11 protein-coding genes and 1 tRNA gene are annotated in these 17,181 nt (G+C 63.2%); 2 read left to right on the top strand and 10 right to left on the bottom strand.

The annotated features are described in order from the left end of the window. Positions 1-73: 73 nt before the first annotated feature. Complete coding sequence (locus tag IWX85_RS04980) at positions 74-1,630, top strand: sodium:proton antiporter (protein ID WP_196868951.1); 1,557 nt, start codon at positions 74-76, stop codon at positions 1,628-1,630. 421 nt (positions 1,631-2,051) lie between these two features. On the opposite strand, the gene IWX85_RS04975 is transcribed toward IWX85_RS04980, so the two are convergent. The 9 genes from IWX85_RS04975 to IWX85_RS04935 all read right to left on the bottom strand — a co-directional run bounded on the left by IWX85_RS04975 (position 2,052) and on the right by IWX85_RS04935 (position 14,382). Continuing rightward, positions 2,052-2,127 (bottom strand) — tRNA-Thr (locus IWX85_RS04975). Between the two features lie 12 nt (positions 2,128-2,139). Beyond that, complete coding sequence (locus IWX85_RS04970) at positions 2,140-3,147, bottom strand: class 1 fructose-bisphosphatase (protein ID WP_036809571.1); 1,008 nt, start codon at positions 3,145-3,147, stop codon at positions 2,140-2,142. A 49-nt stretch (positions 3,148-3,196) separates the two neighbouring features. After that, positions 3,197-5,920 (bottom strand): aminopeptidase N, encoded by a 2,724-nt coding sequence (gene pepN / locus IWX85_RS04965; RefSeq protein WP_196868950.1) that lies wholly within the window; start codon positions 5,918-5,920, stop codon positions 3,197-3,199. Between the two features lie 51 nt (positions 5,921-5,971). After that, positions 5,972-7,076, bottom strand: a protein-coding gene (prfB, locus tag IWX85_RS04960) for a peptide chain release factor 2 (protein ID WP_196868949.1) whose coding sequence is annotated in 2 segments (ribosomal slippage) — positions 5,972-6,994 and positions 6,996-7,076 — 1,104 coding nt in all. Because the reading frame shifts where the segments join, the coding sequence is not laid out codon by codon here. Between the two features lie 97 nt (positions 7,077-7,173). Beyond that, on the bottom strand, positions 7,174-8,382 hold the full coding sequence (locus IWX85_RS04955; protein ID WP_196868948.1) for a hybrid sensor histidine kinase/response regulator: 1,209 nt from the start codon (positions 8,380-8,382) through the stop codon (positions 7,174-7,176). Next, positions 8,376-8,975: a chemotaxis protein CheB gene (locus tag IWX85_RS04950; RefSeq protein WP_196868947.1), complete on the bottom strand. Its 600-nt coding sequence runs from the start codon at positions 8,973-8,975 to the stop codon at positions 8,376-8,378. The genes IWX85_RS04955 and IWX85_RS04950 overlap by 7 nt, the downstream gene beginning before the upstream one ends. Then, positions 8,975-9,889: a protein-glutamate O-methyltransferase CheR gene (locus IWX85_RS04945; protein ID WP_196868946.1), complete on the bottom strand. Its 915-nt coding sequence runs from the start codon at positions 9,887-9,889 to the stop codon at positions 8,975-8,977. The genes IWX85_RS04950 and IWX85_RS04945 overlap by 1 nt, the downstream gene beginning before the upstream one ends. Before the next feature lie 3 nt (positions 9,890-9,892). After that, entirely contained in the window at positions 9,893-13,369 is a 3,477-nt protein-coding gene (locus IWX85_RS04940) for a response regulator (protein WP_196868945.1), read from the bottom strand. An 83-nt stretch (positions 13,370-13,452) separates the two neighbouring features. Further along, positions 13,453-14,382, bottom strand: a complete 930-nt coding sequence (locus tag IWX85_RS04935; protein WP_196868944.1) for an alpha/beta fold hydrolase — start codon at positions 14,380-14,382, stop codon at positions 13,453-13,455. 27 nt (positions 14,383-14,409) lie between these two features. Here IWX85_RS04935 and IWX85_RS04930 point away from each other — a divergent pair, with 27 nt between their 5' ends. After that, positions 14,410-16,290 carry an acyl-CoA synthetase gene (locus IWX85_RS04930; RefSeq protein WP_231379542.1) on the top strand — a complete coding sequence of 627 codons (1,881 nt, stop codon included), beginning with the start codon at positions 14,410-14,412 and terminating at the stop codon, positions 16,288-16,290. Between the two features lie 87 nt (positions 16,291-16,377). On the opposite strand, the gene IWX85_RS04925 is transcribed toward IWX85_RS04930, so the two are convergent. After that, the gene (locus tag IWX85_RS04925; RefSeq protein ID WP_196868942.1) at positions 16,378-17,040 is read right to left on the bottom strand and encodes an OmpA family protein; all 663 of its coding nucleotides are present in this window, start codon (positions 17,038-17,040) and stop codon (positions 16,378-16,380) included. Between the last annotated feature and the right edge of the window lie 141 nt (positions 17,041-17,181).

The following is a 17,181-nucleotide window of genomic DNA, read 5'->3' as shown; positions in this document are numbered from 1 at the left end:
CATATGACCGGTGTCCAGGATTCGCTGACACAAGCGCCAGTGTCCGTTTGTTACGGTCTGCAAGGACGCAACCATGAGCCTGATTGACGTCACGTTCATCGTGCTCGGCCTGACGCTGGTGACGGCGCTGTTTACGCCAAAAACCAGCGTGCCTGCACCGGTCGTCTTTGCCTGTGCAGGCATTGCAGTCGGCGTGGTCTGGCACCTGATGCCGTTCCTGCCGGTGATTCGCGTGCCGCCGGACCTGGTGTTGTTCATCTTCCTGCCGCCGCTGCTGACGACAGCTGCGTATGCGTTGCCTTTGCAGACGTTTCGGCGCAACCTGCGGCCTATCGCACTGCTGGCTATCGGCCTCGTCCTCGCAACGATTGGCGCAGTTGCACTGATCGGCCATTTCCTTGTCGGACTGGGGTGGGCGGCTGCCGTTGTTCTCGGCGCCATCCTTGCTCCGCCTGATCCGGTTGCCGCCACCGCCGTGGCCGGCAAGACCGGACTGTCGCACCGGCTTGTGGTGATCCTTGAAGGTGAGGGACTGGTCAACGACGCGGTCGCCATCGTTGCCTACGGTGTCGCACTGGAGGCGCTGACCACCGGCAAGTTCGAAGCTACCCACGCGTTGCTGGCACTGCTTCAGGAGGTACCGATTGGTGTAGCCGTCGGGCTGGCGGCGGGCTGGATCGCCGGCTTGCTCAGGCGGCGTATCGACAGCGTGCCGCTCGAGATTGGCATTTCGCTCGCGACGCCCTACCTGGCCTACCACCTCGCCGACCGCTTTGGCGGCTCGGCCGTGCTGGCTGTGGTCACGCTGGGCTTTATGCTGCGATCCTCGTCGGCCCGGGTTTCTTCGCCCGTCGCGCGTCTCGCCGCACGCACGGTCTGGAGTTTCCTGCGCTATGTCAGTACCGCGCTGGTCTTCGTGCTGCTTGGGCTGCTGATCGGCGAGATTGCGGTTAACTGGCCGGGTTGGGCCGTGGTCCGTGCCGGCATCATTCTGGGCGCGGCTGTCATCGTTGTTCGCCTGGCCTGGATGCTGATGGTGCCGCGTTTGGTGGCGATCTTCGGTATCGGCCATGATTCTGTACCGTCGCTCGGCGAGCGGTTCGTGCTGGGCTGGGCCGGCATGCGCGGCGTGGTTTCGCTCGCACTGGCGCTGGCCCTGCCGCTGGCCTTCGGCGGGGACGGGGAACTCCGGAGCACGATCATCTTCCTGACGCTGATCGTCATCATCGCCACGCTGTTGTTCCAGGGCATCACGCTACTGCCGCTGGTCCAGCGTCTGCAGGTCGGCGACCCGGACCGGGAAGCGCGCGAGGAGTGCAGCGCGCGGATTCGAGCGCGACGGGCCAGCATCGCCGCCGTGAAAAAGTCGGGCGGTGGTTCCGGGGATCTGATCGCGCGGCTGGAATCGGGCAGTATCGGCATCGCAAGCGCAGGAGCGCTGGGCCGCCATGCAGAGCATGGCCCGGCGCTGCTGCAGGCACTCGATGCGCAGCGCAAGGTCGTCAACAGCCTGCGCGATGCCGGCCGGATGGGCAGTGCGCTGGCCGAGCGCCTGGACACAGAGCTTGACCTCGATGCAATGAATGCAACAGGTGACGGGGCCCGGCTTACCAATGCTGGCGAAGAGTGAAATTTCCCCCAACTGGACGGCCTTCGGGCGTGGCGTTTTGCATTGATTGGGCTGCGCCTGCCGGTGCCGACATAGAAGCAAAGAACAACTAAGTTATGGACCGTGATCATGACACGAGGGAGCCTCAAACGCTTACCCTTTGGAGGTTAGGGGGGCTTGAAAGTCTGGAGCCTTTGACTGCGGGAAACCGACCGATATTTCACGTGGACAAAAAATCCCCATTTCAAACGCTATTCAAATGTCGGGCCGTGCCTGCATGGTGAAATTTATTTGAAACAGGTCAGGAATCTGACCCACACCCACTGGGCAGCGGGGCTGAACGGCAGTGTTTTTCTCAAGAATCAATTAGCGCGTGTTGATCCTGGTGCTAACCCAAAAAAAATCCGCTATGGTTTAGATAGCGGACTTTTGTTTTTTGTATTGGTGCCGGAGAGATGAATCGAACACCCGACCTTCTCATTACGAATGAGCTGCTCTACCGACTGAGCTACACCGGCTTAAGCCCTCAATTATAGCCCGGCGTGGTAGGCGGTTACGCGGTCGACTTCATTTTTAGAGCCCAGGATCACGCTGACACGCTCGTGCAGTTTGGTCGGCTGGAGGTCAAGTATGCGCTGTTTGCCGTTGGTGGCGGCGCCTCCGGCCTGCTCGATGAGCCAGCTCATCGGGTTGGCTTCGTACATCAGGCGCAGCTTGCCGGCTTTTTGCGGCTCGCGCTTGTCCCACGGGTACAAAAATACGCCGCCCCGGCACAGGATGCGGTGCACGTCGGCGACCATGGAGGCAATCCAGCGCATGTTGAAGTCCTTGCCGCGCGGTCCTTCCTTGCCCTGCAGGCATTCGTCGATGTAGCGCTTGACCGGTTCGTCCCAGTGCCGCATGTTGCTCATGTTGATGGCAAATTCCTGGGTGTCAGCCGGAATCCGGACGTTTTCTTCCGTGAGCAGGAACGAGCCCTGTTCACGGTCGAGGGTGAACATGGCCACACCGTCGCCCACGGTCAGCACCAGTGTGGTCTGCGGACCGTAGACGCAGTAACCCGCCGCCACCTGACTGGAGCCGGCCTGCAGGAAATCGCTTTCCTCGACGCCGTGGTGGCCCTCGGCCTTTTTCAGCACACTGAAGATGGTGCCGATACTGACATTGACGTCGATGTTGCTGGAACCATCGAGCGGGTCGAACATCAGCAGGTATTCGCCCTGCGGATAGCGGTTCGGCACCACGTAGATGCTGTCCATTTCTTCCGAGGCCATGGCCGCCAGATGACCGCCCCATTCGTTCGCCTCGATCAGCACTTCATTGGCGATGATGTCGAGCTTTTTCTGGATCTCGCCCTGCACGTTTTCACTGCCGGCCGTGCCCATCACGTCACCGAGAGCGCCTTTGTTGACAGCCTGGCTGATGCCTTTACAGGCGCGGGCCACCACTTCGATCAGCAGGCGCAACTCGGGCGGAATGTGGCCGTCGAGGCGTTGCTGCTCGACCAGATAGCGCGTAAGGGAAATATTTTTGGGCATCAAGAACTCCGTGGACAGGGTGAGGAGGGTGAGTGGATCGCAAGCCGGCTCAATGGCCCAGCGCGCGCGCGACCACTTCGTGCGTGTCTTTGCTCAGGTCGGAGCGGGCGGCCACGCGGGCAATTGCCTGGTGCGCCTGGCTGCGGTAGGGCTCGGCCAGTTTGCTCCAGCGGTCCAGCGCGCGTGCCAGCCGGGCGGCGACCTGCGGGTTGAGGGCGTCAAGTTCAATGACGCGTTCGCACCAGAAGGTGTAGCCGGCCCCGTCAAGCCGGTGAAAACCAGCTGGATTGCCCTGGCAGAAGGTGCTGACCACGCTGCGCACGCGGTTCGGATTTTTCAGGCTGAAGTCAGCATGCTTCATGAGTTGCCTGACCGCCGGCAGGATGTTGCCGCCGCGGTCGGGCGCGCCGGTTTGCAGGCTGAACCATTTGTCGATGACGAGGGGCTCGTCCTTGAACATGGCATGGAACAGGGCCAGTGCCTGGGTAGCCAGCGGATGGCTGCTCGAAACCAGAGCCGCCAGGGCGTTGAAGCGGTCGGTCATGTTGCCGGCGTCCTTGAAACGCTGCAGCGTCTTGCCGGGCCAGACGGTGTCGCCGCTGGCTTGGGCTGCCAGGCACAGATGCGTCAGTGCCATGCCGGCCAGCGCGCGCCGGCCGCTCGACACCGGGTCGGGCGTGTAGGCGCCGGTGTCGTGGTTCGCTTCGTACGCCGCTTCCCAGTCGGCTTGCAGTGCGGTGGAAAGCTGCTGGCGCATGGCTTCGCGCACGGCATGGATGTGCTGCGGATCGACCACGTCGAGCTGTTCGGCCAGGTACGTTTCCGACGGCAGCGTCAGCACCAGGTCCTTGAAGGCCGAATCGAGCGACGGATGGCGCAATACCTCGCGCATGGCGTCCAGATAAGCATCATTTAGCACGTTTGCGCATGATGCGTCTGCGCTGGTAGCTATATTTTTAATAGCGCTTACGGCTTGGTTGACAGCCAGTCGCTGGCCGGCTTCCCAGCGGTTGAAAGGGTCGCTGTCGTGTGCCAGCAGATGCAGCAGTTGCGCATCGGTATAGGCAAAATCCAGCACGACCGGCGCGGTGAAGCCGCGCAAGATGGACGGAACCGGTTCGGCGTCGATGTTGACGAAGGTGAAGCTTTCGTGCGCCTGCGTCAGCACGACGGTGCGCGTTCCTGCCGCCGGAACGGTTTCGCCGTCCAGTTGCAGCGGCACATCCTGGCCGTCCACGCCAAGCAGGCCCAGGCTGACCGGAATCACGAACGGCTCCTTGACCGGCTGGCCCTGCGTAGGCGCGCAGCTTTGCGCCAGCGTGAGCGTGTAACTGCGCGCGGCGGCGTCGTACACGCCCTGCGCTTGCAGGCGAGGCGTGCCGGCCTGGCTGTACCAGCGTTTGAACTGCGGCAACAGGCGCGACAGGTCGGACGCCGGATTGGCGTCGGCAATGGCTTGTGCAAAATCGTCGCAGGTTACGGCGTTGCCGTCGTGCCGCTCGAAGTAGAGCGTCATGCCCTTGGCAAAACCGTCCCGACCCACCAGCGTCTGCATCATGCGGACGACTTCGGCGCCTTTTTCGTAGATGGTGACGGTGTAGAAGTTGCTGATCTCGATATAGCTGTCGGGCCGCACCGGATGCGCCATCGGGCCGGCGTCTTCGGGGAACTGGGCGGTGCGCAGCACGCGAACGTCCTCGATGCGCTTGACGGCGCGGGCTGAACGCTCGGCGCACAAATCCTGCGAAAACTCCTGGTCGCGGAACACCGTCAGGCCTTCTTTCAGGCTCAGCTGGAACCAGTCGCGGCAGGTGATGCGGTTGCCGGTCCAGTTGTGGAAGTACTCATGGCCGACGACGCTTTCGATGTTCGAGAAATCAACGTCGGTGGCGGTGGCCTGGTTCGCCAGCACGTACTTGGTGTTGAAGATGTTCAGGCCCTTGTTTTCCATGGCGCCCATGTTGAAGTCGCTGGTGGCGACGATCATGAAGCGCTCCAGGTCAAGCTTCAAGCCAAAGCGGGCTTCGTCCCAGGCGACCGAATGCATCAGCGAGACCATGGCGTGTTCGGTCTTGTCCAGGTCGCCGGGCCGCACATAGACCTGCAGCAAATGCTCTTTGCCAGCGCGCGTGGTGATGCGCTGCTCCCGCGCCACCAATTGGCCGGCCACCAGCGCAAACAGGTAGCTTGGCTTGCGGTGTGGATCGACCCATTTGGCGAAATGCCGCGCGCCGTTGGGGCCGTCGTCCAGCGGCCCGTGCGCCACCAGGTTGCCGTTGGACAGCAGCACCGGGTAGTTCGCCTTGTCAGCGCGCAGCGTGACGCTGAAGCTGGCCATCACGTCCGGACGGTCCAGGAAGTAGGTGATGCGCCGAAAGCCCTCGGCTTCGCACTGCGTGAAGAACGAGTCGTTGCTGACGTACAGGCCCATCAGCTTGGTGTTCTTGGCCGGGCAGGTGGTGGTGAAGATTTCCAGCTCGAACGCATCGGGCAGGTCGCACAGCACCAGCTGGCCGCCTTCCATCTTGAACGACGTGCCTTGCCCGTTGACCATCACCCGCGCCAGGTTGAGTTCCTCGCCGTCCAGCCGGAGCGGCTGCGCCGGCACCTCCGGGTTGCGGCGCAACCGCATCTTGTTGAGCACGCGCGTTTTGGCTGGGTCCAGGTCAAAGCACAGGTCGACCGTGTCGATCCAGTAGGCCGGGGCGGTGTAGTCAGCGCGGTTGATGACCACGGCGGTGCCGGGTCCTGTTCCGTCAAGCATTTGCAGCATGGCTGGTTCCTCAAAAATCCAGAAATTCAAAACGGGCGGCAGGCGCCGCCATCAGACGCCCTGTTTCAGGGACGCTTCAATAAACGGATCCAGGTCGCCGTCCAGCACTTTTTGCGTGGCCGAGGTTTCATAGTTGGTGCGCAGGTCCTTGATGCGGCTGTTGTCCAGCACATAGCTGCGGATCTGGTGGCCCCAACCGACGTCGGTCTTGGTGTCTTCAAGCTTTTGCTGCGCTTCCTGCTGCTTGCGCAGCTCGAAGTCGTACAGCCGCGAGCGCAGGCGTTTCCAGGCGACATCGCGGTTGCCGTGCTGCGAGCGGCCTTCCTGGCACTGCACGACGATGCCGGTCGGGATGTGCGTCAGGCGAACAGCCGAGTCGGTCTTGTTGATGTGCTGGCCACCGGCGCCGCTGGCGCGGTAGGTGTCGGTGCGCACGTCGGCCGGGTTGATGTCGATCTCGATCGAATCGTCAATCTCGGGATAGACGAACACCGAGGCAAACGAGGTGTGGCGTCCGCCCGACGAGTCGAACGGTGACTTGCGGACCAGCCGGTGCACGCCGGTTTCGGTGCGCAGCAGGCCAAAGGCGTACTCGCCCTCGATCTTGATGGTCGCGCCCTTGATGCCAGCGGTGTCGCCCACAGACTCGTCTTCGATCGTGGTCTTGAAGCCCTTGCGCTCGGCGTACTTCAGGTACTGGCGCAGCAGCATGCTGGCCCAGTCGCAGGCTTCGGTGCCGCCGGCGCCGGCCTGGATGTCGAGGAAGCAATTGAGCGGATCGGCCGGGTTGTTGAACATCCGGCGGAATTCCATTTTTTCGACTTCTGCGGCCACCAGGGCGGCTTCGCCCTCAATGGCGCGCATGCCGGCTTCGTCGTTGTCGTCCTTCGACATTTCAAACAGCTCGGTGTTGTCAAGCAGTTCCTGCTCCAGCCGGTCCAGGATCAGCACCACGTCTTCGAGCGATTTTTTTTCGCGGCCGAGTTCCTGCGCGCGCTTGGGGTTGTCCCAGACCTTCGGGTCTTCGAGCGCGGCGTTGACTTCGTTCAGTTTTCGGGCTTTGGCAGGGTAGTCAAAGATACCCCCTGAGTTCATTCACCCGGTTGCTCAGGTCCTCGATCTGGTTGGCAATGGTGTTGATGTGTTCTGCGTCCATGGGGAAAAGTCCTGTCGTTGTCTGAATTCAATCGGCCATTTTCTCATGCTCCCGGCCGTCTGCCGCGTGCCTGCTTGCAGGCCGGCGCGCGGGCAGGTCAAAGGGGCGCGGTGGCCGGCACCGCCAGCGGCAGCGTGACGCTGAACAGCGCGCCTTCGGCCTCGCGGCTCTGCACGCTGATGGTTCCGCCGTGCGCTTCGACCAGCTGCCGGGTGATGTACAGCCCCAGCCCCAGGCCGGTCGTGCTGTCGTCCTGGCCCACGGCCCGCTCGAAAGGATCGAAGATACGCTGCTGGTCCCGGGCCGGTATGCCCTTTCCCTGGTCGCGAACGTGAAGGACCACGCTGTCGCCCAGCAGGACCAGGCTGACCTCCACCGGCTTGCCGTTGCCGTAGCGCAGTGCATTCGTCAGCAGGTTGGTCACCACCTGCTCGATCCTGAATTCGTCCCAGCAACCGGTCACCGGCTGGTCGGCATGCAGGGTGATGGCGCTGCCCGCAGCCTGTGCCTGGTGGCTCAGGTTGCCCGTCACGCGGCAGAGCAATCCCGGCAAATCGACCGGGCCGGGACGGATCGACAGCCGGTTGCTGCGGATACGCGTGACATCGAGCATGTCGTCGATCAGTCGCACCATGCTCTGGACCTGGCGCTGGTCACGCGCGACCATTTTTTCCAGGTAGGCAGCATCGAAAACGGCCACCTTGCCGCGCTCCAGCAGCATTTTGCGCATCTGGACATCCATGAAGAGCGTGTTCAGCGGCGTTCGCAGTTCATGCGCCACCACTGACATGAACTCGTCGCGCATGTTCAAGGCCTTTTGCAGTGCCATCTGCGTGGCCTGCAGGTTCTCCAGCAGCGCGTCCTGCTCCTGCCTGCTTTTTTCAAGCGCCAGCACCTGGCGCCGGGTTTCCAGGCGCTGCCGGTAAAGCAGGGCAAACACATTCACCTTGGACTGCACCGCCTGCACATCGAGCGGCTTGTACAAAAAGTCGACGGCGCCGCTTTCATAACCCTTGAACGCGAAGTTCGACTCCTTGCCCGCCGCTGTGACGAAGACGATGGGAATGTGGCGCGTTTTTTCCGTGCCGCGCATCAGTTCGGCCAGCTCGAAGCCGTTCATGCCAGGCATCTGGACATCCAGGATGGCCAGCGCAAATTCATGGGTCAGCAGCAAGGCCAGCGCTTCCTCGCCGCTGGACGCCTCAAAAACCGTCCGGCCTTCCAGACGGATGACGGCTTCAAGCGCCAGCAGGTTGTCGGGCAGGTCGTCAACGATCAGGACATTGACGTTGTTGTCGTTCAGCATGAATTCTTTCCCATTTCCAGCAGCAGGCGGTGGATGCTTTTCAAATCAAGAATCAGGTCGGGCTGGCGCAGGCGAATGGCCGCTTCGGGCATCACGGGCATGCGCGCCTCGGCCGGGTCCTGCACCACGGTCAGTCCGCCTTGCCGGCCGATTTTATCCAGCCCCTTGGCGCCGTCCGCATTGGCGCCGGTCAGCACGATTCCGGCAAGGTGCAAGCCGTAGGCATCGGCTGCCGACTCCATCAGCACATCGATCGACGGACGCGAAAAATGCACTTGTGCCTCGCAGCTCAGGGACAGCGAATGGTCCGTCTCGACCAATAAATGGTAGCCCGGCGGCGCAAAGTAGAGCGTTCCCGGTACCAGCGTTTCCTTGTCTGCCGCCTCCCGTACCTGCAAGAACATGCGCCGCTGGAAAATCTCCGCCAGCTGGCTGTGATGGCTTTCGGACAAGTGCAGCACCACCACCAGCGGCACGCCAAAGCTGGCGGGCAGTCCGGGCAGGATGTCCATCAGCGCGTCCACGCCGCCGGCCGAAGCGCCGATCACCACCGCCTTGACGCGCTGCAATTTCGCCTGGGTGATCTCGTTCATCACCCCAGCCCCGGCCGTTTGCGAAAGATGCGCTCGGCGCGCACCAGCGGCTCGAAACGGGTGGCATAGCTGGAAAAATCAATGGTTTCCTTGCTGCCCAGGCCCAGGAAGCCGCGATGCCCCAGCGATTCGTGAAACAGGCCAAAGGCGCGGTCCTGCAGTTTCTTGGTGAAATAGATCAGTACATTGCGGCACAGCACCAGCTGGGTTTCCGAAAACACGCTGTCCGTGGCCAGGCTGTGGTCGGCAAAGACGATGTTTTCGCGCAGTGACTTGTCGAAGATGGCCGCCGCGTAGGCGGCGGTGTAGTAGTCGCCAAAGGCCCGCTTGCCGCCGGACTGCTGGTAGTTGGCGGTGAAGCCACGGATGCTGCTCAGGGGAAAGATGCCTTGCCGTGCCTTGTCCAGGGACGCGGGGTTGATGTCGGTGGCATAGATCAGTGAACGCTCCAGCAAGCCTTCCTCACGCAGCAAGATAGCCAGCGAATACACCTCTTCCCCGGTGCTGCAGCCGGCGATCCACACCTTGAGGGAGGCATAGGTGCGCAGGTGCGGCACCACCTGCTGGCGCAGGGCCAGAAAAAAAGACGGATCGCGAAACATTTCACTGACCGGTATCGTCAGGTACTGGAGCACCTGCTGGAACACCCTCGGGTCGTGCACCACCCGGGACTGCAGCTCGGAAATGCTCGGGCAGGCCAGTTGCGTCAGCGCATACAGCACGCGGCGTTTTTGCGAGGCGCCGGAATAATCGCGGAAATCGTAGCTGTACTTGAGGTAAATCGCCTCCATCAGGCGCGTGAGCTCGATGTCGGTTGTGGTGGGGGCCGTAGTGGCGGCCTGGGGGGTATTGCCCGGTTCAGCCACCGGGCCGATCGCCGCCGGTGGTCCTGACAGGCTGGTTTTTTGGGCCATGGCTCAAGTCCGCCCGGCCACGGGCATCCATACCCTGAGCAGGGAAAACAGCCGGTCCAGGTCGATCGGCTTGGCCAGGTAGTCGTTGGCGCCGGCCGCGAGGCACTGTTCCTGGTCGTCCTTCATGGCTTTGGCGGTCACCGCGATGATGGGAAGTTTTTGCAAACGTGGATTCTGGCGGATGCGGCGCATGGCTTCAAGCCCGTCCATGCCGGGCATCATGATGTCCATGAGCACCAGCTCGATGCCCGGCACCGCGTCGAGCCGCTCCAGCGCCTCAAAGCCGTTGCGACCGATTTCCACCACGAAGCCCTTTTGCTCCAGTGCGCTGGTCAGCGAAAAAATGTTGCGCACGTCGTCATCGACCAGCAGGATTTTCCGGCCCTCGAACACCTCGTCGCGGCTGCGGGCGGTTTTCAGCAGTTGCTGCTGTTCGGCCGACAGGCTGGACTCCACCTTGTGCAGGAACAGCGTGACTTCATCGAGCAGGCGCTCGGGGGAATGCGCGCCCTTGATGATGATGGAGCGCGAGTATTTCAGCAGGTCGGCCTCTTCGGCGCGGCTCAGACTGCGGCCGGTGTACACGATCACTGGTGGAAACGAGCAGATGTCGCCCGCCGACATGCGCCTGAGCAGTTCATTGCCCTGCATGTCGGGCAGCTTCAAGTCCACGATCATGCAGTCGAAGATCGTGCTGGCCAGCAGGGCCAGCGCTTCGGCGCCGGTCCGTACCGCAGTGATATTGACCTCGTTGTCGGCAATCAGCCGGATCACGCTTTCACGCTGCAGTTCGTCGTCTTCCACCAGCAGCACACGCTTGAGCTTTTGCGTCAGCCTGTTTTCCAGGGTGGTGAACACCTCCTTCAGCTGTTCGCGGCTCGACGGCTTGACGGCATAGCCCACGGCGCCCAGCAGCATGGCGGCTTCCCGGTGGTCCTGGCCGGACACCACATGCACCGGAATATGGCGTGTCCGGGGCGTTTCCTTGAAGCGCTGCAGCACCGACAGGCCCGAGCGGTCCGGCAGGCCCATGTCGAGCAGCACCGCATCGGGCATGAACTGCTCGGCCAGCATGAACCCGTCTTCGCCGCTGTGCGCCACCAGGCAGTTGAAGCCCAGCTCGTGCGCCAGGTCGTACAGGATGCGGGCGAAGACCGCGTCGTCCTCGATCACCAGCACCACCCGGCCCTTGCCCTTCATGAAGCGGTCATCGGCAAAAGCCGGCAGCGCAGGCTGCGATGGGGCGGATGGCGTTGCCTGGCCCGGCGCCTGACCAGCGGGCTGAACCGCAGGCTGCGCGGCGGCTGGCGGCTGGTCGGACAAATTGTCGAGCGGCGCGGGCAGGGCGGCAGGCAGGTGCAGCGTGAAGGTGCTGCCCTGGCCGGGAACGCTTTGCACCGAAATCGAGCCGCCCAGCAGCAGGCTCAGGTCGCGTGAGATCGACAGCCCCAGCCCGGTGCCGCCGTAGCGCCGGCTGGTGGTGCCGTCGGCTTGGCGGAAGGCATCGAAAATGATGTCCTGCTGCTCCTGGCCAATGCCAATGCCCGAATCCTGCACCGCCAGCGCAATGCCGCCGGCGGCTTCGGGCGCCACCTGCAGGCGGACAGCGCCGGTTTCGGTGAACTTGAGCGCATTCGACAGCAGGTTTTTCAAAATCTGCTCGACGCGCTGGCGGTCGGTCAGCAGGACCGCCGGCGTGCCCGGCGCGATCTGCACGTCAAAGGTCAGCTTTTTCTGCCGGGCGAGCGGCTCGAAGCTGGTCTTGAGCGCATCGACCACGGTGGCCAGCGTGACCTGTTCCGGCACCAGTTCGAGCTTGCCGGCTTCAACCTTGGAAATGTCCAGGATGTCATTGATCAGGTTCAGTAGGTCATTGCCGGCCGAATGGATGGCCCGGGCAAACCGCACCTGTTCGTCGGTCAGGTTGCCTTTGGGATTCTCGGACAGCAGCCGGGCCAGGATCAGCGAGCTGTTCAGCGGTGTGCGCAATTCGTGCGACATGTTGGCCAGAAACTCGGACTTGTAGCGACTGGCGCGCGCCAGTTCCTCGGCGCGCGCTTCCAGGTCGGCCTGCGCCTGGCGCAAATCCGCATTCTTGTGGTCCAGCGACATGGCCTGCTCGGCCAGCTGCTCGTTGGTCTGCTCCAGTTCGGCCTGCTGGTTTTCCAGCGTCGCCTGCGACTGCTGCAGGACATGCGACTGCTCCTGCAGCTCTTCATTGGCCGTGCGCAGTTCTTCCTGCTGGACCTGCAGCTCTTCATTGAGCTGCTGCGTTTCGCCCAGCGCATCCTGAAGGCGCTGGCGGTACACCGCACCATGCAGCGCGGTGCCGATGGTGTGGGCCACCAGCCCGACCAGTTCCATGTCGCGCGGCTGCAGTTCGCGGAAAAAGGCCATCTCGACCACGCCCGTCACCTGCGCATCGTGGTGCAGCGGCACCACCAGCACATGGCGCGGCGCCGCCTGCCCGAGGCCCGACGACACCTTGAGGTAGTCGGGCGGCACGTCATCCAGCCGGACGATGCGGTTTTCCAGCGCCGCCTGGCCCACCAGTCCCTGGGTGCTGTAGTAGGTCTGCTCGACCGCCTCGCTTGCCGGCGTGAAGCCGTGGGCGGCCACGCGCCTGAGCACGCCATCGCTGCCCCGGCTGTAAAGCGCCGCCACCGGGGCATCCAGGTAGTGCGCCAGGAATTCCAGCGCGCTGTGCCCCAGCCGCGCCATGTCCGGCTGGCCAAGCATTTGTTCGGCCAGCCGCGTCTGGCCGCTGCGCAGCCAGGCCTGCTGCTTCAACTGGGTGGCATGGCCGGCCTGCTGCTTGAGTACCTCGTCGTAATTGAGCGACAGGCCCAGCAATTCGCGCCGTCCCCGAAACGCCAGCAGGCCGCTGACGCCGAGCGTGAACAGCAGATAAGCCAGCACGCTCCAGAACGTGGTGTCGCGCGCTTTTTCATTGCGCTCCAGCAGCAGCCGCTGCTCCATCGAAATGAAGCCAGCCAGTTCCTGGCGTATCGCGTCTTTCAGGCGCCTGCCACGACTTGTGCGCGCCAAGGCAACATAGTCCAGATTGTTGCGCCGCAGGGCAATACACTCTTGCGCAAATTCTTTCCATTGCTGCTGCAAGCCGGTGATCCGCTGGAGCCGGGCCACCTGGGCCAGGTTGTCGCTGACCATGGCGGACAGGACCGCGACCTCGCTGTCAAAGCGGGACAAGGCCGCCTCGTAGGGTTCCAGGAAGGATTCATCGCCGGTCACCAGGTAGCCGCGCATGCTCGACTCCATTTCCGAGTTCAGCCGGGCCACGTGGTTGGCGTTGCCAATGACCCGCTCGGAGTGTTCCACCCAGTTCAGGGTGGACAGCAGGTAGACGATCAAGGCCAGGAAAAGTACCGCGCTCAGGGCGCCCAGCCCCAGCGGAAAACTGATGTTGCGCGACAAAATGCGGCGAAAACTGTGCTGGTTGACGAGTTGCGAATCGTTCATGAAAGGGACTTTGCGCTTCGGAGGAAAAAAAGCGTCAAGTTTGCCCTAAAAACAACCGCGCCCGGGGCTGGCGGCCCGGCAGCTCAGGCCAGGAAGGCTTCGATCAGCCGGGCCAGCACCTCGGGCTGGTCGTGGTGCAGCATGTGGCCGGCGTCCTCGACCACGGCCACCCGCGCGTCGGGCACCTCACGCAGCCGCTCATGGTATTCATCGAGCGAATACTTGCCTTTCCACCACTGCGCCATCGAGTCCCCCGACGCCTCGACCGCCAGCACCGGGGCGCTGATGCGCTGGTAGATTTCCAGCACTTCATCCACCCGGTAGAGCTGTGCGCTCGGGACCTTGTGCGCCGGGTTGCCCAAAATCTGCCACTGGCCCGATGCATCGGGCCGCGCCCAGTGGCTGGCGAGCCAGCGTGCCTTGTCCGGCGTCAGCCGGGGATTGGTCTTCATCAGGCGCTGCGCTACGCCGCCGACATCGTCATAGCTTTTCAGCGCCAGTTCGCCGCGCTGCACGCTTTTCAGCCCGTCCATCCACTGCGCCAGCCGACTGGCCGCCTGGCTGGGGCGGCTGGCCGGCAGGCCGAATCCTTCCAGGTTGACCAGCCGGCGAATGCGCGCCGGCCGCACGCCGGCATACAGCATGGCGACGTTGCCGCCCATGCTGTGGCCCACCAGGTCGACAGCCTGGCCGGGCGCGTAATGGTCGAGCAAACCGTCCAGGTCCGCCAGGTAGTCGGCAAACCAGTAGCTGTCGGCCTGCCAGCCTGAGGGCGACAGGCCGGTCTGCCCGAAGCCGCGCCAGTCGGGCGCAATGATGGTGCGGCCGGCGGCAAACGCGTCGGTGAAGGCGTCGACCATGAACTGGTAGGAAGCCGCCACATCCATCCAGCCATGCACTAAAAACAGCGGCGGTAGCGCCGGGGCTTGCCCGCTGCTCCAGGTCAGCACATGGTGGTCGAGTCCGCGCATAGGGACAAACTCGCTGCGAAAAGTTCGGATTTCTTTGTACATTGGACGCACATCATAAGGAGACACGCCTTGAACAGCAGTCAAGACAGCGACAAGCCCGGCCACCGCCTGGCGCAGGACCCGCCCGATCACTATGCGCAACTGCACGGCGGCTTTCGCTGGCAGGTGGATGAGTTCTTCAACATTGCCGAGGTCTGCTGCAGCCGCTGGGCCAGGGCCGCGAATACGCAACCAGATGCTATGGAAAGAATAGCTGTTCGTGCTCACCAGACCAGCGCAAAAGCTGTTTTTCATACCTATTCCGAGCTGAAGCAGGCAGCCGATGCGCTCAGCCATGGGCTGGCCGCGCTGGGGGTGCAGCGTGGCGACCGGGTGGCCATCGTGATGCCGCAGCGCTTCGAGACAGCCGTGGCCTACATGGCCGTGTTCCAGCTAGGCGCCGTCGCCATGCCGCTGTCGATGCTGTTCGGGCCTGAAGCGCTGGCCTTCCGGCTCCAGGACAGCGCGGCAGTGCTGGCGATCTGCGATGAAAGCTCGATTGACAGCGTGAACGCCGTCAGGGCCGAATGCCCGGCGCTGCGCACGCTGGTGGCCGCGGGCAGCGCGGCGGGGCAGGGCGACGTGGACTACACGGCGAGCTTGCAGGCGCAGCAGGGCGAATTCACCGCGGCCCGCACCCGCGCCGACGACGCCGCGATCCTGATCTACACCAGCGGCACGACCGGCCCGCCCAAGGGCGCGTTGCTGGCGCACCGCGCGCTGATCGGCAACCTGCCCGGCTTCGTCTGCAGCCAGAACTGGTTCGGCTTTGACGGCATCGGCAATCAAGCCTCCAGCGCCGTGTTCTGGAGCCCGGCCGACTGGGCCTGGACCGGCGGGCTGATGGATGCGCTGCTGCCGACGCTGTATTTCGGCCGGCCGATTGTCGCTTTCAACGGCCGCTTCAGCCCCGAACTCGCCTTTGGCCTGATGGCCGAACACGGCGTGACGCACACCTTTTTGTTCCCCACCGCGCTCAAGGCCATGATGAAGGCTTTTGCGCGTCCCCGCGAGCAGTTCACGCTCCGCTTGCAAGGGCTGATGAGCGCCGGCGAGGCGGTCGGCGACGCGGTGTTCGACTACTGCCGCGAGCAGCTCGGCGTGACGGTCAACGAGATGTTCGGCCAGACGGAAATCAACTATGTGGTTGGCAACTGCCACGAGGCGGCTGCTTCGCTGGCTGCGCTGCCGTCACAGGGCTTCGTGCCGCTTCAGGGAGGCCAGTCGGCAGAATTGTTTCCGGTGCTGGCCGCCCTGGGGGGGCGCGCCGGCTGGCCGGCCCGGCCGGGCAGCATGGGCAAGGCCTATCCGGGCCATCAGGTCAAGGTGATCGACGACGACGGCCACGAATGCCCAGTCGGCGTGCCGGGCGACGTGGCGGTCAGCCGCTTTGACAGTCACGGCGATGCGGACCCGATTTTTTTCCTGGGCTATTGGAAGAACGAAGCCGCCACGCGCGCCAAGTTCACCGGCGACTGGTGCCGCACCGGCGACCTGGCGCGTCGCGATGCCGACGGCTACCTCTGGTATGAAGGCCGGGCCGACGATGTGTTCAAGGCCGCCGGCTACCGCATCGGCCCCGGAGAAATCGAGAACTGCCTGGTCAAGCATCCGGCCGTGGCCAACGCCGCCGTGGTGCCAAAACCCGACAGCGAACGTGGTGCAGTGGTCAAGGCCTACGTTGTGCTTGCTCCTGATTCAATAGCTGCCCGTGCAGCTGCAGCAGGCGCAATAGCCGAATTTGATAAAAATCTGATGGCCGAACTGCAGGCCCACGTCAGAAACATGCTGGCGCCCTATGAATATCCCAAGGAGATCGAATTCATCGACGCGCTGCCGATGACCACCACTGGCAAGGTGCAGCGCCGGGTGCTGCGGTTACTGGAAGAAGCACGCTTCAAAAACAACTGAACGCCCCGCCATTGGCCAGGCACGGTGCTGGCAGGCAAGAAAAAAGCACCCGGAGGTGCTTTTGTCATTCAAGCGGTCGAGGCCGGATCAACGTGCCGCAGGCTCAGCCACGTAGATTTCAACACGGCGGTTCTTGGCGCGGCCTTGTGTGCTGGTGTTGTCGGCAATCGGTTCGCGCTCGCCACGGCCGTCGGTGGCAATGCGTTGCGCTGCCACGCCACGGCCGACCAGGTAGTCGCGGGCAGCATTGGCGCGGTCAACCGACAGCGGGTTGTTGATGGCGTCAGAACCTTCGCTGTCGGTGTGGCCGATGATGGACACCGTGGTGATTGGGTTCTGGTTCAGGCTGGTCGCGAAATTTGTCAGCACCGGCGCAAAGTTCGACTTGATGGCCGAGCGGCCCACGTCGAACGACACGTCGCTCGGAATGTCCAGCTTCAGGCGGTTGTCCTGCGTCTGGCTCACGCCCACACCGGTGCCGGCCGTGGCGCGTTCCATGGCGACTTTCTGGTCCTGCATTTTCTTGGACCAGATGTAGCCGCCGCCTGCGCCGACCGCGCCGCCCAGCACCGCACCCTGCGCCGCGCCCTTGGAGCCGCCGGTGGCCGCGCCCAACAGTGCGCCCAGGCCGGCGCCGATGCCTGCGCCCTGTGCCGTGCCGCGCTGGGTTTCGCTCATGTTTGCGCAACCCGACAAGACGGCCAGGGACAATGCTGCGCAGGTCATGGTGGTGGTGAATGCTTTTCTCATGGAAGGCTCCTCAAATATATTGATATTGCTTGATTCGAACTGCGCATTAGAGCGCCAGTAGGTGAATGCTAAACGTTTCATTTGTATGAAATTGTCAGACAAACGCCCCTGCAAGCGTGCGATGAAGCCACTTTCACAGCC

This window comes from Polaromonas sp. CG_9.11, assembly GCF_015752225.1.
Taxonomy (GTDB): Bacteria; Pseudomonadota; Gammaproteobacteria; order Burkholderiales; family Burkholderiaceae_C; genus Polaromonas.
This window is presented reverse-complemented; position numbering and strand designations above follow the sequence as displayed.